Consider the following 21058-nt stretch of genomic DNA (forward strand, 5'->3'; position numbering starts at 1 on the left):
GGGCATCCAACCTCAGGTGAAACCGCCAGAGCGGAATCAGACGCCGCCGAACAGCCCGCGCAGAATGAAGAAGAAGATGATCGACAGCACCGCGCCAGCCGGCAGGGTGATGATCCAGGAGAGGAAGATCTTGCCGATCATGCCCAGGTTCAGCGCACCGATACCGCGCGCCATGCCGACACCGAGAATGGCGCCGACCAGGGTGTGGGTGGTGGACACCGGCAGGCCCAGACCCGAGGCGCTGACCACGGTGGTGGCGGCGGCCAGTTCAGCGGCGAAGCCACGGCTGGGGGTCAATTCGGTGATTTCCTTGCCGATGGTGGCAATCACCTTGTAGCCGTAGGTGGCCAGGCCGACCACGATGCCCAGCGCGCCCAGCAGCAGGATCCAGCCCGGTACGATGGATTTTTCGCCAGCGGCCAGGTCACCGCCGCTCTGGATCACGCCGACGATGGCGGCCAGCGGGCCGACCGCGTTGGCCACGTCGTTGGAGCCGTGAGCGAAAGCCATGGAACAGGCAGTGAAGATCATCAGAATGGCGAACACCTTCTCCACGCTGGAGAAGTGGAAGGCCTTGTCCGCTTCGGCATCGACATGGATGCGGCTGAGCAGGGCGATACCGATCAGCATGACCAGCACGCCGATGCCCAGCGAGAGGAAGAAGCCCTCGGTGCTGGAGAGGTTCAGACCAACGTGCTTGAGGCCCTTGCTCAGGGTCATCAGCGAGATCATGAAGCCGGTGATGAACATGTACAGCGGCACGAAGCGCTTGGCATTCTTGAATGGGTTATCGGTGTCGATGATCAGCTTCTGCACGCTGACGAACAGGCAGAAGGAAATGATGCCCGCCAACATGGGGGTGACCACCCAACTGGCGACGATGGGACCGACGCCGCTCCAGTGCACGGCATCTACCGACACGCCGACGGCGGCGAAGCCGATCACTGCACCGACTATGGTGTGGGTGGTGGACACCGGCCAACCGCGCATCGACGCCACCAGCAGCCAGGAACCGGCGGCCAGCAAGGCCGACATCATGCCCAGCACCATCAGGTTGGGGCTGATCAGGTTGGCATCGACGATGCCGTTCTTGATGGTTTCGGTCACCTCGCCGCCGGCCAGATAGGCACCGGCGAACTCGAAGACCATGGCAATGATGATCGCCTGTTTGATGGTCAATGCACGCGAGCCAACGGATGTACCCATGGCGTTGGCTACATCGTTGGCCCCGACACCCCAGGCCATGAAAAAACCGAAAAGACAGGCAAGTACGAGCAGAACCAGCCCGTAGTCCGCAATCAGAGACATAAAGTTAGTTTCCGTAGATCCCAGAAAGGACGCTGGCGCTTAGCGCGCCAGCAGTTGTTCCAGTCGGTTGCCCACTCGTTGGGCACGGTCGGCGACATCGCCGACCCAGTCGATGATCTGATAGAGGAACATCACATCGACCGGGGGAAGATCCTTCTCCAGCGTGAACAGGTTGCGGCGCACCTCGATCTGCAGGCGATCGGTGTCATTCTCGATCGCACCGAGCTCCTCGATCAGGTTTTCCACAAGCTCCGCCTCGCGACCGGCGAAACCGGTCTCGAGCAGTTCGTCCAGCTCGTTCATCGCCTTCAACGCTTGCGCGCTGGCGTCCACGCTGCGCTGCACGTAGGTGCGCATCAAGGGCTGCAACGCCTGCGGAATGGCCATCTGCCGACCAAGCATCAGGCCGGCGATGTCCTTGGCACGGTTGGCGACTTTGTCCTGTACACTGAGCAGTTCCAGCAGATCCGAACGCGGAACCGGCAGGAACAGGCTCTTGGGCAGGTGCAGACGCACGCTCTTCTTGAGCTTGTCCGCCTCTTGCTCGAGCCGGGACATTTCCTGTTGTACCTGTTCCACCTTGGCCCAGTCTTCGGCCATCACGGCCTCGAAGAAAGGCACCAGGTTCGCCGCGCATTCATGCGCCTTGGCGATATGCTGTTGCATGGGGCCGATGGGAGAACGGCCGAACAGGCTGACAAAAGGGTTGATAGGCATAGGGTAAATCCCCGTTTTGTGAAGGGCGCAAGTATAGGGATCGGCCTTGCCGACCGCCAGCGCGCATCATCGGACTGTCACAATTTCATATCTAGGCGTCATACCTGCTGACCATGGTCAAAGAAACCGAAATCAAACTGCGCGCCAGCCGTGCCACCCTGGCCGCACTGCGCGAACACCCGCTGCTGAAGAAGCGCAACAAGAGCGGCTGGCAGCGTACCCCACTGTTCAACCAGTACTACGATACGGTGGATCGCCAACTGGCTGGGGCCAAGGTCGCCCTGCGCCTGCGCCGCGATGGCGAGCAATTCATCCAGACCCTCAAGTCACGCGGGCAGAGCGTGGCAGGCCTGTCCGAGCGTAACGAATGGGACTGGTACCTGGACAAGCCCGAGCTGGATCTCGGCAAGCTCGATGATCAGTGCTGGCCGGCCAGCCTGGCAGAGCTGGACAAGAGCAGCCTGATGCCGCTGTTCACCACCGACTTCGTCCGTGAGAAGGCCGAGATCGCCTGGGGTCGCGGCAAGGCCAAGGTGGTCATCGAAGCCGCACTGGATCTGGGTAAGGTAATCGCCGGCGAAGGCGAGGAAGAAATCTGCGAGCTGGAGCTGGAACTGCGTCAGGGCGAACCGGCAGCCCTGCTGGAGCTGGCCTGCGAGCTGGCCGAAGGCCTGCCGCTGATGCCCTGCGACATCAGCAAGGCCGAGCGCGGCTATCGCCTGTTCGACGCCGGCAGCTACAGCCTGAGCCTGCCGGCACCTAGCCTGAGTGGCGAAATGAACCTGGACGATGCCTTCACCGCCCTGGCCTGGCACCTGCTCGGCGCCAGCCAGCGCCTGGCCGAACAGTATCGCTGGAACGGCCATTGGCGCCTGCTGGCCGACTGGATCGAGCGCCTGGGTGAACTGCGCGCGCTGCTCGGCAGCCTCGGCCAGGCCGTGCCGCGCGCCAGCAGTCGTGAGCTGCGCCAGGGCCTGGACGCCCTGCTCGACGACTGGCGCCCACGCCTGCAAGCCGGCCAGGCCGACGAGTCGATGCGCCAGGCGGCGCCAGCCCTGTTCGCCAGCGAGCTGGATTCGCCACGTTGGGGCCTGCTCTCGCTGCAATTGGCGCGCTGGCTGCTGGCCGGAGCCTGGCGCGAAGGGCGCAATGCCCGCGGCCAACGCCAGGGCGAAGCCGCCGTGAGCAACTGGCTGAGCACGCAACTGGCCGAAGAAGCCAATGCACTCAACCTGCGCCATTACCAGAGCCAACCGCAGCGCCTGGTGGAACAGTCACCACGCCTGGAACGCCTGCTGGTCTGGCTGCGCCTGGCACGCCAGGTGCTCGACCTGAGCGAGGCCGATCGCCTGTATGGCGAGCTGAGCAAACTGAGCGAACTGGCGCAACAGCACGCCGAAGCCGAGGCCATCACCGAGCAGTGCATAAAAGTGCAACAGTTGCGGGCCTGGAAAGCTCTGCTGCGTTGAGCCAGCATATGAGGCCGGCGGCCCGCTGCCGCCCGGCCTTGCCTGTCCCTCGACGGAACGACCCCACATGCTCCGAAGCAGCCTGAAATCGCTCCTCACCACCTGGCTGACCGGCCTGCTGGCCCTGTTGCCGCTGGCCCTGACCCTGGCGCTGCTGGCCTGGATCGTCGGCCTGCTCAACCGCCTGATCGGCCCGGCCACCCCCATCGGTCAGGTGTTCGCCGCCCTCGGCCAACCCTTCGTCAGCAACAGCTACATGGCCTGGCTGCTGGGCACGCTGGTGTTGGTGGCCAGCCTCTATCCTCTGGGCCTGGCCGTACAACTGGGCCTGCGCAAACCCCTGGCCTGGCTGCTCGACCGCACCCTGCGGCGCACGCCGGTACTGGGCAATCTGTATAACCTGGCCGACCGCTTCGTCGGTCTGCTGGACAAGAGCAAGAACCCGGACATCGCCACCATGGCGCCGGTCTGGTGCTTCTTCGGCGGCGACGGCGCCGCCGTGCTGGCCCTGCGCCCCAGCTCGGAGAGCATCGAGCTGGAGGGCCGCGCCTATTGCGCCATTCTCGTGCCCACCGCGCCCATCCCCATCGGCGGTGGCCTGCTCTACGTGCCGGTGGACTGGATACGCCCGGCGGACATGGGCGTCGAGCAATTGACCAGCATCTATGTGTCCATGGGCCTTACCCCACCGACCAAGCGCGAGCCGGCAGCGCCGAAGCCAACTCCCGCCCCCTGAAGCCGCAACAGACCCTACCCCAGCGGCAGACTGGTGGTGGACTTGATCTCCGACAGGGCAACGATGGAGTTCACCTCCTGAATGCCCGGCACCAGCGACAGCTTCTCGAAGAAGAAGCGCTCGTAGGCCTCGATATCGCGGGTGACGATGCGCAGCATGAAGTCCACCGCGCCCATCAGTACGTGGCATTCCAGCACCTCGGGAAACTCGCGCATGGCCTCGGCGAACTCGGTGAGATTGGAGCGACCATGGGCATCGAGCTTGACCTGAGCGAACACCTGGGTCTGCAAACCGATGCGCTTGCGATCGAGCAGGGTCACCTGCTTGCGGATCACCCCCTCCTCCTTGAGGCGCTGGATACGCCGCCAGCACGGCGACTGGGACAAACCCACCCGCTCGGCGATCTCGGCGGTGGAGAGGCCGGCATCCTCCTGCAGCAGGGCAAGAATGCGCTGATCGTAGGCATCCAGAGTGACGGACATAAAAATTCCTAGATATCATGCTTATCAGGCAAGTTTATCCACGAAAACTGCCAAAACCCAGAAAATCAGGCAGAACTTTTGTTCGCGCAAGGCAGAAACTTGAGCAAAACCAGCTCGAGTCACCGCCATGCCCGACACCACGCCCTTTCCCACCGTCCAAACCCGTCGCGATCCCTGGCAGGAACGCCCCGCTGCCGGCGTGGCCTACCACCTGCGTACCGACGCCGAAGCCGAGGTGCTGTGCCGCCTGCTGGGCCTTTTCGCCCAGTTGCAGTTGCTGCCCGATGCCCTGCAGGTGACACGCCGCCAGGACGATCTGCATATCGAGCTGCAGGTGCAGGGCCTGTCTGTACACCGCGCTGGCGTACTGGCGCAAAAACTGCGCGGCCTGGTGTGCGTCTGGGAGGTGGACTGGCGCCACCTGGATCACAGCTTGAGCAGCGAAGTGGCCTGAAACGGGCTTTCACCCCTGCCAGGCCTTCGCCCCACCCCTGCTTTTCGGGCATGCTAGGGTCTGTTGCCAATTCACGCCCCACGCGTCGAAACGGCAACGGAGCCTAATCCGGCTACCCTTGTTCAGGCCGATCCCGAGGAGCTCGCATGTCCGCCTTACACACCACCACCCCCGACCGCGTGCTGGATCTCGGCGATCTGCTGCGCGAACTGGTCGCCGAAGGGCGCGTGGAGCAGGACGTCGCCGAGCAATGCCTGGCCATTCGCCGCAGTGCTGTGAACAACCAGCAGCACCCGCTGGAATTCCTCGCCGCACAGCAGGTGGACGACCTGGCGCGACCGGGTAAGAAACTCGACCTGGAAACCCTTACCGTCTGGCTGGCCAAGTTCGCCGGCCAGCCCTACCTGCGCATCGACCCGCTGAAGATCGACGTGCCGGCCATCACACCGCTGATGTCCTACGCCTTTGCCCAACGTCACAAGATCTTGGCCGTGGCAGTGGACAGCGAATGCGTCACCATCGCCAGCAGCCAGCCGCTGGTGCATAGCTGGGAAGCCAACCTGATTCACGTGCTCAAGCGCCCGATCAAACGCGTGGTAGCCAACCCGGTGGACATCCAGCGTTTCACCACCGAGTTCTACCGCCTGGCCCGTTCGGTCAGCGGCGCCAGTGCCACCGACCAGAAGATCAGCGGGGTCGGCAACTTCGAGCAACTGCTCAGCCTCGGCGCGCAGGATCAGGAGCCGGACGCCAACGATGCACACATCGTCAATATCGTCGACTGGCTGTTCCAGTACGCCTTCCAGCAGCGCGCCAGCGATATCCACATCGAGCCGCGCCGCGAGCAGGGCACGGTGCGCTTTCGCATCGATGGCGTGCTGCACACCGTCTACCAGTTCCCGGCGCAGGTCACCATGGCGGTGGTCAGCCGCCTGAAGAACCTCGGCCGCATGAACATCGCCGAGAAACGCAAACCGCAGGACGGCCGGGTCAAGACCAAGACCCCGGATGGCAACGAGGTGGAACTGCGCCTGTCGACCCTGCCCACCGCCTTCGGCGAGAAGATGGTGATGCGTATCTTCGACCCGGAAGTGCTGCTGAAAAGCCCCGACCAACTCGGTTTCTCCCCCGAGGATCTGCGTCGCTGGGCCAGCATGACTAGCCAACCCAACGGCATCATCCTGGTCACCGGCCCCACCGGCTCGGGCAAGACCACCACGCTCTACACCACGCTCAAGCAGCTTGCCACCGAGGAGGTGAACGTCTGCACCATCGAAGACCCCATCGAGATGATCGAAGGCGCGTTCAACCAGATGCAGGTGCAGCACAACATCGACCTCACCTTCGCCAGCGGCGTGCGCGCGCTGATGCGCCAGGATCCGGACATCATCATGGTGGGCGAGATCCGCGACCTGGAAACCGCGGAAATGGCCATCCAGGCAGCGCTGACCGGCCACCTGGTGCTCTCCACCCTGCATACCAACGATGCCCCCAGCGCCATCACCCGCCTGCTCGAACTGGGCGTGCCGCACTACCTGCTCAAGGCCACCATCCTCGGCGTCATGGCCCAGCGCCTGGTGCGCACCCTGTGCCCGCACTGCAAGGCGCCGGTGCAACTGGACGAAGATACCTGGAACGGCCTGACCCGCCCCTGGAGCTCGCCCCTGCCGACCCAGGCGCACCATGCCGTGGGCTGCCTGGAATGCCGCGAAACCGGCTACCGGGGCCGCGCCGGGGTGTACGAGATCATGCTGCTCAACGACGCCATCAAGCCGTTGATCACAGCCGATACCGACCTCACCGCCCTGCGCCGCGCCGCCTTCAAGGACGGCATGCGCAGCCTGCGCCTGTCCGGTGCGCAGAAGGTCGCCGCCGGGCTGACCACCATCGAAGAGGTATTGCGCGTCACGCCACAGAGCGAACAGCGTTAGGCTCTGTTGCCGCTTCGCGCACGGCCGCGACAGAGCGACAACAGCTCCTAGCCGCGCCCGACAATGTGACCGATTTCCCATGCCTGCGCCCGGCAGCGCCTGGGTCTGCACAACATGCGTAATGGTCGGCAGTTGGCCATCCACGGCTATGCTTAGATGCGGAATTCAGGCAATGGAGTCCGCAATGCATCACAACGGGATCGAAACAGGCGCACTGACCATGCGAGCCAGGCGTACATGACGGAGTATCTGCACCACCTTGCGTTCTGGGACTGGCTGGCCCTGGCGACGCTGCTGCTACTCATCGAGGTATTCGGCGCCGGCGGTTATCTGTTGTGGATCGGCCTGGCCGCCGTGATCACCAGCGCCCTCACCTTCCTGCTGGGGCTGTCATGGGCCTGGCAGATCGGCCTGTTCGGCCTGCTGGCAGTGGTTACCGCCCTGCTCTGGCGCAGCCATCAACAACGCCGCGTACAGACCTGAGCCACTCGCGACCTGCCCCTGCGCCGCCTATCGGCCAAGGGGAACCATCGTGCCAATTGGCCACTCTCAGGATCATCGATCACTGCATTTAGGAGTGCCACCATGCGCTTTCTGAACCGAGCCGCCCTGGTGCTGGGCGGCTGCATGCTGGTCCAGGCGGCCTCGGCCGATGGACTGCTGCGCGACATCCTCTCCTCGGGCGCCACCACGGCGTCTACCTACCTCACCTTCAAGGATCGCAAGCTGGTGGCCGCTGCCGAAGAAGACGCCAGCAGCTTCGTCGCCAGTGCCGGAGAGATCCGTGGCCCGCATCTGGAGGCGGCACTGCAGAAGCTGCGAGCAGACAACCCGCAGTTGCAGCAGGCGGACGACATGGCGCTGGCCAGCGCCATCCTCGCCACCTCGACGAACGCGCCGCAACGTCTGGCTGCGGAGTGAGGAAAGGGGGGCGTGGATATGTAGGTCGGCCTTGATACCGGACTTGGCTAGCTGGTTTGATGGCTGCTTGGGTGTCCGTTCCGGATTGCCGCGTTTTTGCTGATGTTTTTGGTTTCACCCTCCCGGGCTATCACTTTTGTAGGGCAAAAGTAACCAGCGTTTCTTTTGCTTAATTTTCTTTGCGCTGGGCGGCAAACCGATTTCAAAGAAAAGTGAGTCCCCGAGGGGGCGAAACAGGGCGTTTCTGCACACACCGCAGCGGCGTCCAGACACAAACTTGCCAGTCCGGTATCAAGACCGACTTCCCCGAGATGCCGCGAAGAACCATAAAAAACCCGCCACGCTGGCGGGTTTCTTATAGCGAGCCGTCCTCAGATGGGGCGGCTGCCGTATTTGCTGTCGGGCTTCTTGGGTGGGTCGGCGACCACATTGGGCTCCACCTCCTGCACCTTGCCGCCACGGGCGAGAAACTCTTCCATGGCCTTGGCCAGAGCATCGCGCTCCTTCTGCTTGGCCTCGATGCTAGGCATCTCGTCGACCTCGACGGCCTTGGCCTTGCTTTTCTTGCCAGGCGCTACGGCCTCACTCTCGCCGTCATCATCCCCGGCGTCGCCGTCATCGGCTGCCGCCAGCTCCTCACCATCATCCTCGTCGGAGGCTTCCAGATCATCTTGTTCCAGGTCTTCGTCGCTCATGTTCAACCTCATGACTTGCGAAAAGCAGGTTAGTTATAGACCAGTCATGCAGCGTGCACCGCACGACCGGAAAAAATTCAAATAGCCTCGCCCTGCAGCGTCGCCATCACTCGCCGAGCCCCGCCATGATCACGGTGCTCGCCGAGATAGATGCCTTGCCAGGTGCCTAACGCCAGGCGTCCATCCTGTATCGGCAGGAGCAACTGAAACCCCAGCAGACTGCCCTTGAAGTGCGCCGGCAAATCGTCCGGGCCTTCGTAATCGTGTTCGTAACCCGCCTCCCCTTGCGGCACCAAGCGGTTGAAGAACCGCTCGAAATCGCGACGCACAGCCGGGTCGGCATTCTCGTTGACCGTCAAGGACGCCGAGGTGTGCTGCAGCCACAGGTGCAACAGACCCATGCGTATCTGCGTCAGTTCAGGCAATCCTCTGACGATCTCTTCGCTCACCAGATGAAAGCCGCGACTGCGCGGCGACAGTTCGATCACACGCTGCATCCACATGGCACTCTCCCAGGCTTTAGCGCGCGCATTCTAGCGCGCTGCCAGAAAAAACAAAGGGCGCCGAAAGGCGCCCTTGTATTTTCCACCGACGCTTATTTCTTGCCGGTGAACTCCGGGTAAGCTTCCATACCACACTCGGCAATGTCCACACCCTCGTATTCCTCTTCTTCGCTGACGCGCAGGCCCATCACCGCCTTGATGATGCTCCAGACGATCAGGCTGGCGACGAATACCCAGGCGAAGATGCAACCGATACCCAGCAGTTGCGCGCCCAGGGAAGCATCGCCGTTGGTCAGGCAGACCGCCAGCAGGCCCCAGATGCCGACCACGCCATGCACGGAGATGGCACCGACCGGATCGTCGAGCTTGAGCTTGTCCAGAGCGAGGATGGAGAACACCACCAGCACGCCACCGACCCCACCGATCAGGGTGGCCTGCAGGGCGCTCGGGGTCAGCGGTTCGGCGGTGATGGCCACCAGACCGGCCAGCGCGCCGTTGAGCGCCATGGTCAGGTCGGCCTTGCCGAACAGGATGCGCGCCACGATCAGTGCGGCGATCAGGCCGCCGGCAGCAGCCATGTTGGTATTGGTGAACACCTGAGCCACGGCGTTGGCGTCTTCGATGGTGCTCATTTTCAACTGCGAGCCACCGTTGAAGCCGAACCAGCCCATCCACAGGATGAAGGCGCCCAGGGTCGCCAGCGGCAGATTGGCACCCGGAATGGCATTGACCTGGCCGTTGGCGCCGTACTTGCCCTTGCGCGCCCCCAGCAGCAACACACCGGCCAGAGCGGCGGAGGCGCCCGCCATGTGCACCACGCCGGAACCGGCGAAGTCGAGGAAGCCGGCTTCGTTGAGGAAGCCCGAACCCCATTTCCAGAAGCCCTGCACCGGATAGATGAAGCCGGTCATGACCACGGCGAAGGCCAGGAAGGCCCACAGTTTCATACGCTCGGCGACAGCACCTGAGACGATCGACATGCAGGTCGCGGCGAACACCACCTGGAAGAAGAAGTCCGAACGAGCCGAGTAGTAGGGGGCGTCATCGCCACCGGCCAGAACGGCTTCTGCGGTGTTCTCGTCACCGATCAGGAAACCCAGGCTGGGGAAGATGCCGCCTTCCGGGCTGGAGTACATGATGTGGTAACCGATCACCAGATACATGACGCTGGCCACCGCGTAGAGGGCGATGTTCTTGGTCAGGATCTCGGTGGTGTTCTTGGCGCGTACCAAACCGGATTCGAGCATGGCGAAACCAGCCGCCATCCACATCACCAGAGCCCCACAGATCAGAAAGTAAAAGGTATCGAAACCATACTGCAATGCAGTCAATGCTGTGTTGTCCATTGTTCACCTCTTGCCGGTGCGCTTATTGGTGCGCTCTTCGGTAGAAGACGCCCGGGTTGGCGCCGGGCGCGCTCCATGTGTAGGCCTGTCGGACTCCGTCAGGCCACCTGGTTCTTACAGGATGTAACCACGCTCGTTGTGCTGGGCCAGGTCGAGGCCGACGTTCTCGTCCTCCTCGCTGACGCGCAGCCCCATCACCACATCGATCAGCTTGAGGATGACGAAGGTGACGATGGCGGTGTAGACCACAGTGACCAGCACGCCGACGAACTGGGTCCAGACCTGGGCGCCGATGTCCTCGACGGTGCCGAAGCCACCCAGCGCAGGCGCAGCGAACACGCCGGTGAGGATGGCGCCGACGATACCGCCGACACCATGTACGCCGAAGGCGTCCAGCGAGTCGTCATAGCCCAGCTTGCGCTTGAGGCTGGTGGCGCAGAGGAAGCAGATCACACCTGCAGCCAGGCCGATGGCCAGGGCGCCCATGGGGCCGGCGGTACCGGCTGCCGGGGTGATGGCGACCAGACCGGCTACCACACCGGAAGCGATGCCCAGGGCGCTCGGCTTACCGTGGGTCAGCCACTCGGCGAACATCCAGCCCAGCGCTGCAGCGGCGGTGGCGATCTGGGTCACCAGCATGGCCATGCCGGCAGTGCCGTTGGCGGCAACCGCGGAGCCAGCGTTGAAGCCGAACCAACCAACCCACAGCATCGCTGCGCCGACCAGGGTGTAACCCAGGTTGTGCGGCGCCATCGGCGTGGTCGGGAAGCCCTTGCGCTTACCCAGCACCAGGCAGGCCACCAGGCCGGCGATACCGGCGTTGATGTGCACCACGGTGCCACCGGCGAAGTCCAGCACACCCTCATCCCACAGGAAGGCGCCGTCACCAGACCAGACCATGTGGCAGATGGGGGCATACACCAAGGTGAACCAGACGCCCATGAACACCAGCATCGCGGAGAACTTCATGCGCTCAGCGAAGGCGCCGACGATGAGCGCCGGGGTGATGATGGCGAAGGTCATCTGGAAGGTGATGAACACGCTCTCCGGGAAGGCGCTGACCAGACTGTCGACGGTCAGGCCGCTGAGGAAGGCCTTGTCCAGGCCACCGATGAAGGAATGGAGGTTGGTGACGCCCTTCTCCATGCCCGTGGTATCGAACGCCAGGCTGTAGCCGTAGACCACCCAGAGAATGCTGATCAGACCTGTGATGGCGAAGCACTGCATCATCACCGACAGCACGTTCTTCGAGCGCACCATACCGGCGTAGAACAGGGCCAGGCCCGGGATGGTCATGAACAGAACCAACGCGGTGGCGGTCAGCATCCAAGCCGTGTCACCGGAATTCAGCGTGGTTTCCGCGGCCATGGCCAAGCCCGGGGAAAACAGGGACAAAAGGGCTCCAAGCCCTGCGATTTTTCGCAGAGTCATGATTTAACTCCTGGGACGATTCTGGGGGTGGGCCGACGATTGGGCTTAGATCGCGTCGGTATCGGTTTCGCCGGTACGGATACGAATCGCCTGCTCCAGATTGACCACGAAAATCTTGCCGTCACCGATCTTGCCGGTGTTGGCCGCCTTGGTGATGGCTTCGATCACACGATCGAGCTGATCGTCGGCGATGGCCACGTCGATCTTGACCTTGGGCAGGAAGTCGACGACGTATTCGGCGCCACGGTACAGCTCGGTGTGGCCCTTCTGACGGCCAAAGCCCTTGACCTCGGTGACGGTGATGCCCTGCACGCCGATTTCCGACAAGGACTCGCGCACGTCGTCCAGCTTGAACGGCTTGATGATGGCAGTGACTAGCTTCATGAAACTCTCTCCCGTGTAAGGTGGACTTGCCCCAGGAATTTTCGGCCCGTCGCAAGTCTAAGCGCAGTGTCCGGCTTTTGTAATGCACCGACCGCCCAACCTGGTCTGGCCGATACCCACCAACCGCTTCCGACGGAGCACTCCTGCGCTTCGCCTGACGCCCCGGAACTGCATCGGTGCATGCGTCACGAGGGGTTAAGCAGAAAGCTTGCCAGCTCGCTGAAAGGCCCTTTGTTTCAGGCAGTTAGCCCAGAGGGCGGGATACTAGCCAGGGGCATCCCCACAATGCCCGCACCAAAATAAGGCATTCAGGAGCGCCATATCGCCCGAAAATCGTGCAAAGGATCGCAGCAAGCCAGAAAAAGCATGCGTGCTACACTGCCGCGCAACTGGATCTGGAACACAACCATGCTGCCGCCCAAAGCCCTGCTCGACACTCTCAGTAGCCACGCCTCACGCCTGTTCAGCGGCGACAGCCCGTTGCCGCGCGCCGAGTTGGAAGCCCAGTTCAAGGCCTTGCTGCAAAGCGGTTTCGCCAAGCTGGATCTGGTCAGCCGTGAGGAATTCGACAGCCAGATGGTCGTCCTGGCCCGTACCCGCGCCCGCCTGGAGGCGCTGGAAGCCAAGGTCGTCGAGCTGGAAGCCAAGCTGAACCCACCCGCCGAATAAGCTCGGCGGGCTGATCAAGGAGCGATCATGTCCCTGGCCATCGTCCACAGCCGTGCCCAGGTCGGTGTCGAAGCACCGGCCGTCACCGTCGAAGCCCACCTGGCCAACGGTCTGCCGGCACTGACACTGGTGGGGCTGCCGGAAACGGCGGTGAAGGAAAGCAAGGATCGCGTGCGCAGCGCCATTCTCAATAGCGCCTTCGATTTCCCCAATCGCCGCATCACACTCAACCTGGCACCGGCTGATCTGCCCAAGGATGGTGGGCGTTTCGACCTCGCCATCGCCCTGGGTATTCTTGCCGCCAGCGGCCAGATCCCCGCCGATACGCTGAATGAGTACGAGTGCCTGGGTGAACTGGCGCTTTCCGGCGCCATACGCCCGGTGCAGGGCGTGCTGCCAGCCGCCTTGGCGGCACGCGCGGCCGGGCGCACCTTGCTGGTGCCCCAGGCCAATGCCGAAGAAGCCAGCCTGGCCTCCGGCCTGAAGGTCATCGCTGTCGATCATCTGCTGCAGGTGGCCGGCCACCTCAACGGCAGTCAGCCACTAGAGCCCTACCAGGCCAAGGGCCTGCTCAGGCAGAGCCTGCCCTACCCCGACCTGGCCGAAGTGCAAGGTCAACTGGCCGCCAAGCGCGCCCTGCTGGTGGCAGCCGCGGGTTCGCACAACCTCTTGCTAAGCGGCCCACCAGGCACCGGCAAGACCCTGCTGGCCAGCCGCCTGCCGGGCCTGTTGCCGCCATTGGAAGAGGACGAAGCCTTGCAGGTGGCGGCGATCCATTCCGTGGCCAGCCATGCGCCGCTGCAGCACTGGCCGCAACGGCCGTTTCGCACGCCCCACCATAGTGCGTCGGGGCCGGCGCTGGTCGGTGGCGGCAGCCGCCCGCAACCCGGCGAGATAACCCTGGCGCACCTGGGCATCCTGTTTCTCGATGAGCTGCCGGAGTTCGATCGCAAGGTACTGGAAGTCTTGCGTGAGCCACTGGAAAGCGGCCATATCGTGATTGCCCGCGCCCGGGATCGAGTCAGGTTTCCCGCGCGCTTCCAGCTCGTCGCGGCGATGAACCCCTGCCCCTGCGGCTATCTGGGCGACCCCAGCAATCGCTGCCGATGCACCCCGGATCAGATCCAGCGCTACCGCGCCAAGCTGTCCGGGCCGCTGCTCGACCGTATCGACCTGCACCTGACCGTGGCCCGTGAGAGCACGGCGCTGCAGGTCAGCAGTCAGGAGGGTGAAAACACCGCACAGGCCGCCGCCAAGGTGGCCGCCGCGCGCCAGCGCCAGCTACAGCGCCAGGGCGTGGCCAACGCCTTTCTCGACCTGCCCGGCCTGCGCCAACACTGCCACCTACCGGACATCGACCGCCAGTGGCTGGAAAACGCCTGCGAACGCCTGGGGCTGTCGCTGCGCGCCGCCCATAGAGTGCTCAAGGTGGCACGCACCCTGGCCGACCTGGAAGGCGCCGAATCCATCGCCCGCCAGCATCTGGCCGAGGCGTTGCAGTACCGCCCCAGCCAGAGCTGAACGGCTCAGTGGAAGCGCTCGACTTCCTGCCGTAGCTGCGCCGCCACCTGATCCAGGGCGCTGGCGGTCTGCGCCAGATTGGCCACCACTTCGCGCTGTTCGCCGTTGGCGTGGGCGATGTTCTGCAGGTTGCCGCTGAGCACGGTGGCAGTGCGGCTCTGCTCCTGAGTGGCCGTGGTGATCACGGCGAACTGTTCGCCGGCGGCGCTGCTGCGCTCGGTGATCTGCGCCAGTGCGGCGGCCACCGTGGAGTTGCGCTCGAGGCCGTCCTGCATCAGTTGCCGGCCCTGCTCCATGGTGGCGATGGCGCTGTTGGTCTCGCTCTGGATGCTGCCGATCATCGCCGAGATCTCGTTGGTCGCTTCGCGGGTGCGGCCGGCCAGGTTGCGCACCTCGTCGGCGACCACGGCGAAACCACGGCCTTGTTCGCCGGCCCGTGCGGCCTCGATGGCGGCATTGAGTGCCAGCAGGTTGGTCTGGTCGGCGATGGAGGTGATCACGCTGACGATGCCGCCGATCTCCTGGGAGCGCTGGCCCAGCGCATCGATCACCCGCGAGGTTTCATTCAGAGCTTCGGCAATTTGCACCAGCGCTTCGGAGGCCTGATCCATGGAAGCACGACCGTTGCGGGTCTGCTGGGCGTTCTCGCTGGCCAGGCGCTCGGTATCACGCATGTTGTCGGCGATGTTCTGCGAGGTGGCACTGAACTCCTCGACAGCGCCGGCCATGCTGCTGATCTCGCCGGATTGCTGATCGATACCTGTGTAGGCCTCGCTGGACAGGGACGACAACGTTTGCGCGCGAGCACTGACATCCTGCGAGGCGTGACGGATGCGCGCCACCATGGTCGACAGGGCTTCACCCATCTGGTTGAAGCTGTGCGCCAGCAGGCCGATCTCGTCATCGCTGGACAGCGCCAGGCGCGCGCTCAGATCGCCCGCCCCCAGTGCATGAGCCTGCTGCACCAGGTCGCCCAATGGCCGCAGCTTGCGGCGCAGCAGCCAGACCACCGCCGCAACCGCCAGCAACAGGGTGATGGCGCTGCCGATGGCCAGCCGCGTGCCGACGCTCCAGGTTACCGCCTGGATTTCCTCGCGCGGCATGCTCGCCAGCACCGTCCAGGGGCCACCGGCGAAAGGCCGGGCGACGCTGTAGAACTCCTGTGTGCCATCGCTCCAGAAGCCGCCTTCACCCGGATGCTCCATCAGCCCGCCGAGGTCGGCAGGCAAGGGCTCCAGGGAATGGCTGCCAGCCGGTTTGACCAGCCACTGGCCCTGTTCGTCGAGCAGCGCCAAAGAGCCGCTGCTACCGATGCGGAACTCGCCCAGCTTGTTGAACTGCAGTTTCTGCGCGTCGGTGTAGTCGAAGCCAACGAAGAGCACGGCGATCACCTGCCCGCTGCCATCGCGCACCGGCGTGTACTGGGTCATGTAATTGCGCCCGAACAGCGCGGCACGCCCCACATAGCTCTGGCCAGCCAGCAGGCGCTGATAGGCCGGGTGCTGGTGATCGAGAATGGTGCCCAGGGCCCGGGTACCATCCTCCTTGGTCAGCGAGGTGGTAATGCGGATGAACTCGTTGCCATCGCGCACAAACACAGTGGCCACACCAGCGGTCATGCGGTTGAAGTCATCGACCTCGGAGAATTCGTTGTTCAGTCTCACGCCGTTGAGGTAGAGCGCGGGCGTCTGCAGACTGCCGACGCCGACCCGCTCGTCGGCGCGCAGTTGCAGCCCGTTGCTGAAGCGCTGCTCGAACAACCCCGCGAGGCGCTGGGTGCTATCACGCAGACTGCCGTGGAAGGTTTCGAGCTGATCGGCCAGCAGGGCGGCCTCACTGCCCAGATGTCTCTCGCGAGTCACCAGGTTGGCCTCGTTGAGCGAGCGCAGGGCGAACAGGGTACTGACGCCGATCAGTATGACCAGCACCAACGCCAGGGTGGCGGCGAGTTGCAGGGCGATGCGGGACCGTGGAGCTTGCATGAGGGCCTCGATGCTTACAGCAGGTCAGAGGGGCGGGAAAAGAGATCGTATCTCTACTACTTTAGTAGTAGCGCAGCAGCTTAACCCACTGTATCAGTAGGTCAATTGCAAATTGCCAGCACCTAGAACCAGTTATCTATTTTCCTGCCCTGCAGCCGCTCAAGAGTCTGCCCGCTGTACCTCGGGCAGGCGCATGGCGGCGACCTGCGCCTGCAGGAAGCGGCATAACCGCTGCAAACGCGTGCGCGCCCGATGAGCACGCGGCCAGACCAGGTAATAGCCCTCACCACTGCTCACGGCGGTGCGCCACGGCAGCCCCAGGCGTCCAGCCTCGACGTCCTCGGCGATCATCAACAGATCACCAATGGACACCCCGTAGCCGCGCCCCGCCGCCATGATGCCCAGTTCGAGCATGTCGAAGACCTGCCCGGTCTTGAGCGGCACCTCGGCGCTCAGCCCGGTGACCTGCAGCCAGCGCCGCCAGTCACGCCGATCCGGAGTGGGATGTAGCTGTTCGGCGGCCTGCAACCGCTCGAGCGACCAGACACCGGCCTGCGTTTCCTGTGCCGCGCACACTGGGATCAGCCATTCCTCGAACAGCAGCGCACTCTCCCATTCGTCGGGGAACTGGCCGTCGGAGAGCAGCACGGAGCAGTCGAAGGGCTCGTGGCGGAAATCCACCTTGTCCACGTCCATCCAGGCACTGGTCAGTTGCACCTCGTCTTCCGGGTGGGCCTGACGGAACTGCGACAGCCGCGCCAGCAGCCAGCGCACGGTCAGGGTCGAGGGCGCCTTCAGGCGTAGCACGGCATCATCCAGGCGCAGACTGGCGCAGGCGCGCTCCAGGGCATCGAAGCCCTCACGCAGGCCGGGCAGCAAGGCCTTGGCCGGCTCGGTCAGCAGCAGGCTGCGCCCACGTCGCTCGAACAGACGGCAGGCAAAGTGCTCCTCGAGGGTGCGGATGTGCCGGCTCACCGCGCTCTGGGTGATGGCCAGTTCCTCGGCCGCGCGGGTAAAGGAGGCATGCCGTGCGGCCGCCTCGAAGGCACGCAGGGCATAGAGCGCGGGTAAGCGACGACTCATGAGGCTATACCATGAGTTTTTATCATGCCTGGCATGGTTATTTTCCTTTTGTGGAGGCCGAATCGAGACCCGAGAATAGCCATCTCCCAGCTCAATGATGAGCCTGGAGCTGTCTATATTGCCGAAGTTTTACTCATCATGAAAAACCCTCTTGGGCATGAGGCGCGGGCGCTGCTGCGCCTGGCCGGCCCGCTGATTTCCGCGCAACTGGCGCACGCGCTGATGATCTTCACCGACACGCTGATGATGGCGATGCTCGGCCCGCAGCAACTGGCCGGCGGCGCGCTGGGCGCCACCTGCTATTTCATCTTTTCGATCTTCTGCAGCGGGGTGATCGCCGCCGTCGGCAGCCTGGTGGCCATCCGTCATGGGGCGGGCGATAGCGCGGGCGTCACGCGCCTGCTGCAGAACGGTCTGTGGCTGGCCCTGGCGCTGGCCATCGGCAGCGCACTGTGCCTCAACGGCCTTGGCCCTCTGCTGCCGCATCTGGGCCAGAATGCCGGCGCTGCCGAGCAGGCCATGGCGTTCCTGCATCCGCTGTCGCTGGCCTTGCCCGGCTACCTGTGCTTCCTGACCTTGCGTGGCTTCACCAGCGCCATTGGCCATCCCGGCCCGGTCATGGCCATCAGCATCGCCGGCACGCTGGCCAACTTCGCCATCAACTACGCACTGATCCAGGGTTGGTTCGGCTTGCCCAGCCTGGGCCTGAGCGGCATCGGCATGACCACCGCACTGGTCAGCAGCGGCATGGCCCTGGCGTTGGCATTGCACATCCTGCGTGCGCCCCTGTACCGGCACTACGCACTGCGCGCGGCTCTGGCCCGACCGCAACGCAGCGAGCTGCAGGCGCTGCTGCGCCTGGGGCTGCCCATCGGCGGCACCTATGCGGCCGAGCAAGGCCTGTTCACCTTCGCCACGCTGTGCATGGGAGCGCTGGGCAGCGTGCAACTGGCCGCGCACCAGATCGCCATGCAGACGGTAGCGCTGGCCTTCATCGTGCCGCAGGGGCTGTCCTATGCCGTGACCTACCGCGTCGGCCTGCATCACGGAGCCGGGCGGCCGGGCCTGTCACGCCTGAGCGGGCGGCTGGGCATGGGCCTGGGTGCAACGCTGATGCTGCTGTTCGCCCTGGCCTTCTGGCTGCTGCCGGAGTGGATCATCGGCCTGTTTCTCGACCGCGATGACCCGGCCTTCGCCGAGATCATCGGTCTGGCCGTGACGCTGCTGGCGATTGCCGCCTGGTTCGAGCTGTTCGACGGCCTGCAGAGCATCGCCATGGGGGCGATCCGCGGCCTCAACGATGGCCGTACCACCCTGCTGATCGGCCTGGCCGGTTACTGGGGCGTCGGCGCGCCGCTGGCCTGGCTGCTGGCATTCACTCTGGGCTGGGGCGCCCAGGGCGTCTGGTGGGGCCTGGCAGCCGGCCTGGCGGTCACCGCCAGTGGCCTGCTGCTGGGCTTCGAGTACAAGAGCGCGCGCCTGTTTCGCGACAGCCCAGAGCCGTTCGGCAGCGCCCGTCTACACCAGGACGGGGGTGTCGGGCAGGCGTAGCTGGCGCATGCCGAATACCAGGAAACGGGCCAGATCGGCCAGCGGCACGGGCTTGCTGATCAGATAGCCCTGTACCTGACCACAGCCGAACTGGCGCAGTAGCTGCAATTGCTCGGTGTTCTCCACGCCTTCGGCGACCACTTCCAGGTTGAGGCTGTGGGCCAGGTTGATCATGGCACGCACCAGTTGCCGGTTCTCGGCGCGTTCGCTCATGCCAGCGACGAAGCTCTTGTCGATCTTCAGCAGGGCGATGGGCAGACTGTTGAGATGCACGAAGGAGGAAAAGCCGGTGCCGAAGTCGTCCAGGGAGAAGCGCACGCCAAACCGCCCGAGTGCCGACATGGTCTCCAGCACCTGATCGCTACGGCGCATCACGGCGGTTTCGGTCAGCTCGAACTCGAGCCATTGCGCGTCCACCCCACGTACCTCGATCAGGCGGCTCAGGGTGGCCAGAAGCTGGCTGTCCTGGAACTGGCTGAACGACAGGTTGACCGCCATGTGCAAGGGCGGCAGGCCACGCCCGCGCAGCCATTGCATGTCGCGCAAGGCGCGGGAGATCACCCAGTAGCCGAGCGGCACGATCAGCCCGGTCTCCTCGGCCAGGGGCACGAACTCGCTGGGCGGCAGCAAGCCTCGCTCGGCATGGCGCCAGCGCACCAGCGCCTCCACCCCGACGATGCGCCCGCTCTCCAGGCACAGCCGTGGCTGGTAGTGCAGCTCCAGCTCGTCACGACGCAAGGCCCGACGCAGCTCGCTTTCCAGTTCGACCAGGTTGCGCGCGCTACGGCTGAAGCGTTCGTCATAGACACGGAAGGCGCAGCCGGATTGGCCCTTGGCCTGCTGCATGGCGGTGTGCGCCCGCCATAACAGCGGGTCGACGCCCTCGCCGGCCCGCGCATGGGCGAATCCCAGGCTGCAACCGATCAGCAGGCTCTCGCCATCGACCCAGTAGGGCTCGGCCAGCGCCTCGGTGATGCGTTCGGCCAAGCCTTCGAGCCGCTGCGGGTCGCGACGCATGTCCAGCAGCAGGGCGAATTCGTCGCTGCCCAGACGCGCCAGGTGGTCACCGGGCTGCAGCAGTTCCTTGAGGCGCGTCACCACCTGCACGATCAAGCGGTCACCGCCCTGATAGCCGAGGGCGTCGTTGGCGTGGCGGAAGTTGTCCAGATCGAGATGACCGAGCACCCAGCCACGGCCCCCGTGCTCGCTCAGATGGGCCACGAGCAGCGTCTGCAAGCCCTGACGATTGGCGATACCGGTCAGTGGATCCTGTTCGGTCAGGCGTTGCAGGGTCTGCTTGAGAGTGCCCTGCTCGTGTGCGTAACGCAGGCAGCGCCTGAACACTTCGGGATTCAGGCTGCCGCGTACCAACCAATCGCTGACGCCGACGGGCTCCTGTGCCGGTTCCTGCTCGAGCAGAAGAATCACCGGCAGCGAACAGAGATTGGGGTCGGGCAATAGCTCCGGCGTCGCCAGCAGCAGGCTGACCGCCGAGTCATCGCAGAGGTGACGGGCCACCTCCCACGAAGGCGCCGTGATCAAGGGTGACGGGCTGCCCAGCACGCGCAGTTGGGCGCGCAGCAATTCGGCCCAGTCGGCTGCCTGCGCCAACAGCACCAGGCGTACGGGTTCGATGAGCATGGACAAGCAAACTCCCCCCAAAACACAAGTATGACGGCGAACCCTGCTCGCCTGGCCGCGTCGTAACCGACGTCTAATCAAGGACATCCGTGTAAAAGGTGGAGTACATCCTGAGCTATAGCCAAAAAACCGGCAAGTACTCTGTTCCCTCGCCATGAAACAAACAATCCATGACAACCCGGTTGCATGGCGCCCCCAAGTGGCGAAGGGCACGGCAGATCTCCCTGGGCCTGT

Annotated in this window: 20 protein-coding genes; 9 read left to right on the top strand and 11 right to left on the bottom strand. The window is 64.2% G+C overall.

Annotated features, from left to right (window positions below):
• Positions 1-36: 36 nt before the first annotated feature.
• The gene (locus tag OU800_RS22795) at positions 37-1308 is read right to left on the bottom strand and encodes an inorganic phosphate transporter (protein WP_268179697.1); all 1272 of its coding nucleotides are present in this window, start codon (positions 1306-1308) and stop codon (positions 37-39) included.
• A gap of 39 nt (positions 1309-1347) precedes the next feature.
• Positions 1348-2025 carry a TIGR00153 family protein gene (locus OU800_RS22800; protein ID WP_268179699.1) on the bottom strand — a complete coding sequence of 226 codons (678 nt, stop codon included), beginning with the start codon at positions 2023-2025 and terminating at the stop codon, positions 1348-1350.
• Between the two features lie 113 nt (positions 2026-2138).
• On the opposite strand from OU800_RS22800, the gene OU800_RS22805 reads away from it, so the two are divergent.
• Together OU800_RS22805 and OU800_RS22810 are read left to right on the top strand one after the other, a co-directional pair.
• On the top strand, positions 2139-3494 hold the full coding sequence (locus tag OU800_RS22805) for a CYTH domain-containing protein (protein ID WP_268179700.1): 1356 nt from the start codon (positions 2139-2141) through the stop codon (positions 3492-3494).
• A 67-nt stretch (positions 3495-3561) separates the two neighbouring features.
• Complete coding sequence (locus tag OU800_RS22810) at positions 3562-4230, top strand: DUF502 domain-containing protein (protein WP_268179702.1); 669 nt, start codon at positions 3562-3564, stop codon at positions 4228-4230.
• Between the two features lie 14 nt (positions 4231-4244).
• Here the strand turns inward: OU800_RS22810 and OU800_RS22815 are convergent, their stop codons facing one another.
• Positions 4245-4712, bottom strand: a complete 468-nt coding sequence (locus OU800_RS22815; RefSeq protein WP_268179704.1) for an Lrp/AsnC family transcriptional regulator — start codon at positions 4710-4712, stop codon at positions 4245-4247.
• Positions 4713-4839: 127 nt separating this feature from the next.
• On the opposite strand from OU800_RS22815, the gene OU800_RS22820 reads away from it, so the two are divergent.
• The 4 genes from OU800_RS22820 (at position 4840) to OU800_RS22835 (ending at position 8018) form a co-directional block, all read left to right on the top strand.
• Positions 4840-5166: a hypothetical protein gene (locus OU800_RS22820; RefSeq protein WP_268179706.1), complete on the top strand. Its 327-nt coding sequence runs from the start codon at positions 4840-4842 to the stop codon at positions 5164-5166.
• Positions 5167-5312: 146 nt separating this feature from the next.
• Complete coding sequence (locus OU800_RS22825) at positions 5313-7097, top strand: GspE/PulE family protein (RefSeq protein ID WP_268179708.1); 1785 nt, start codon at positions 5313-5315, stop codon at positions 7095-7097.
• Between the two features lie 237 nt (positions 7098-7334).
• Positions 7335-7580: an NfeD family protein gene (locus tag OU800_RS22830; protein ID WP_268179709.1), complete on the top strand. Its 246-nt coding sequence runs from the start codon at positions 7335-7337 to the stop codon at positions 7578-7580.
• Positions 7581-7682: 102 nt separating this feature from the next.
• Positions 7683-8018, top strand: coding sequence for a DUF2388 domain-containing protein (locus tag OU800_RS22835; protein ID WP_268179710.1), 336 nt, complete (start codon positions 7683-7685; stop codon positions 8016-8018).
• Between the two features lie 371 nt (positions 8019-8389).
• Here the strand turns inward: OU800_RS22835 and sutA are convergent, their stop codons facing one another.
• The 5 genes from sutA to glnK all read right to left on the bottom strand — a co-directional run bounded on the left by sutA (position 8390) and on the right by glnK (position 12377).
• Positions 8390-8713, bottom strand: coding sequence for a transcriptional regulator SutA (sutA, locus tag OU800_RS22840; protein ID WP_268179713.1), 324 nt, complete (start codon positions 8711-8713; stop codon positions 8390-8392).
• Positions 8714-8790: 77 nt separating this feature from the next.
• Positions 8791-9216, bottom strand: coding sequence for a secondary thiamine-phosphate synthase enzyme YjbQ (locus OU800_RS22845; protein ID WP_268179715.1), 426 nt, complete (start codon positions 9214-9216; stop codon positions 8791-8793).
• A gap of 92 nt (positions 9217-9308) precedes the next feature.
• The gene (locus OU800_RS22850; protein ID WP_268179717.1) at positions 9309-10562 is read right to left on the bottom strand and encodes an ammonium transporter; all 1254 of its coding nucleotides are present in this window, start codon (positions 10560-10562) and stop codon (positions 9309-9311) included.
• A gap of 114 nt (positions 10563-10676) precedes the next feature.
• On the bottom strand, positions 10677-11993 hold the full coding sequence (locus OU800_RS22855) for an ammonium transporter (RefSeq protein WP_268179719.1): 1317 nt from the start codon (positions 11991-11993) through the stop codon (positions 10677-10679).
• Positions 11994-12038: 45 nt separating this feature from the next.
• Positions 12039-12377, bottom strand: a complete 339-nt coding sequence (gene glnK / locus OU800_RS22860; RefSeq protein ID WP_003096476.1) for a P-II family nitrogen regulator — start codon at positions 12375-12377, stop codon at positions 12039-12041.
• 408 nt (positions 12378-12785) lie between these two features.
• Between glnK and OU800_RS22865 the strand changes: the two genes are divergently transcribed.
• Both OU800_RS22865 and OU800_RS22870 read left to right on the top strand, forming a co-directional pair.
• Positions 12786-13046 (top strand): accessory factor UbiK family protein, encoded by a 261-nt coding sequence (locus tag OU800_RS22865; RefSeq protein WP_268184415.1) that lies wholly within the window; start codon positions 12786-12788, stop codon positions 13044-13046.
• A gap of 27 nt (positions 13047-13073) precedes the next feature.
• Positions 13074-14567, top strand: a complete 1494-nt coding sequence (locus tag OU800_RS22870) for a YifB family Mg chelatase-like AAA ATPase (protein WP_268179721.1) — start codon at positions 13074-13076, stop codon at positions 14565-14567.
• A 5-nt stretch (positions 14568-14572) separates the two neighbouring features.
• Here the strand turns inward: OU800_RS22870 and OU800_RS22875 are convergent, their stop codons facing one another.
• Together OU800_RS22875 and OU800_RS22880 are read right to left on the bottom strand one after the other, a co-directional pair.
• On the bottom strand, positions 14573-16549 hold the full coding sequence (locus OU800_RS22875; RefSeq protein WP_268179724.1) for a methyl-accepting chemotaxis protein: 1977 nt from the start codon (positions 16547-16549) through the stop codon (positions 14573-14575).
• A gap of 159 nt (positions 16550-16708) precedes the next feature.
• On the bottom strand, positions 16709-17632 hold the full coding sequence (locus OU800_RS22880; RefSeq protein ID WP_268179726.1) for a LysR substrate-binding domain-containing protein: 924 nt from the start codon (positions 17630-17632) through the stop codon (positions 16709-16711).
• A gap of 138 nt (positions 17633-17770) precedes the next feature.
• Here OU800_RS22880 and OU800_RS22885 point away from each other — a divergent pair, with 138 nt between their 5' ends.
• On the top strand, positions 17771-19183 hold the full coding sequence (locus tag OU800_RS22885; RefSeq protein ID WP_268179728.1) for a NorM family multidrug efflux MATE transporter: 1413 nt from the start codon (positions 17771-17773) through the stop codon (positions 19181-19183).
• Here OU800_RS22885 and OU800_RS22890 read toward each other — a convergent pair.
• Entirely contained in the window at positions 19151-20830 is a 1680-nt protein-coding gene (locus OU800_RS22890; protein ID WP_268179730.1) for a putative bifunctional diguanylate cyclase/phosphodiesterase, read from the bottom strand. The two genes, OU800_RS22885 and OU800_RS22890, sit on opposite strands and share 33 nt — an antisense overlap.
• Between the last annotated feature and the right edge of the window lie 228 nt (positions 20831-21058).

Source organism: Pseudomonas sp. GOM7 (assembly GCF_026723825.1).
Taxonomy (GTDB): Bacteria; Pseudomonadota; Gammaproteobacteria; order Pseudomonadales; family Pseudomonadaceae; genus Aquipseudomonas.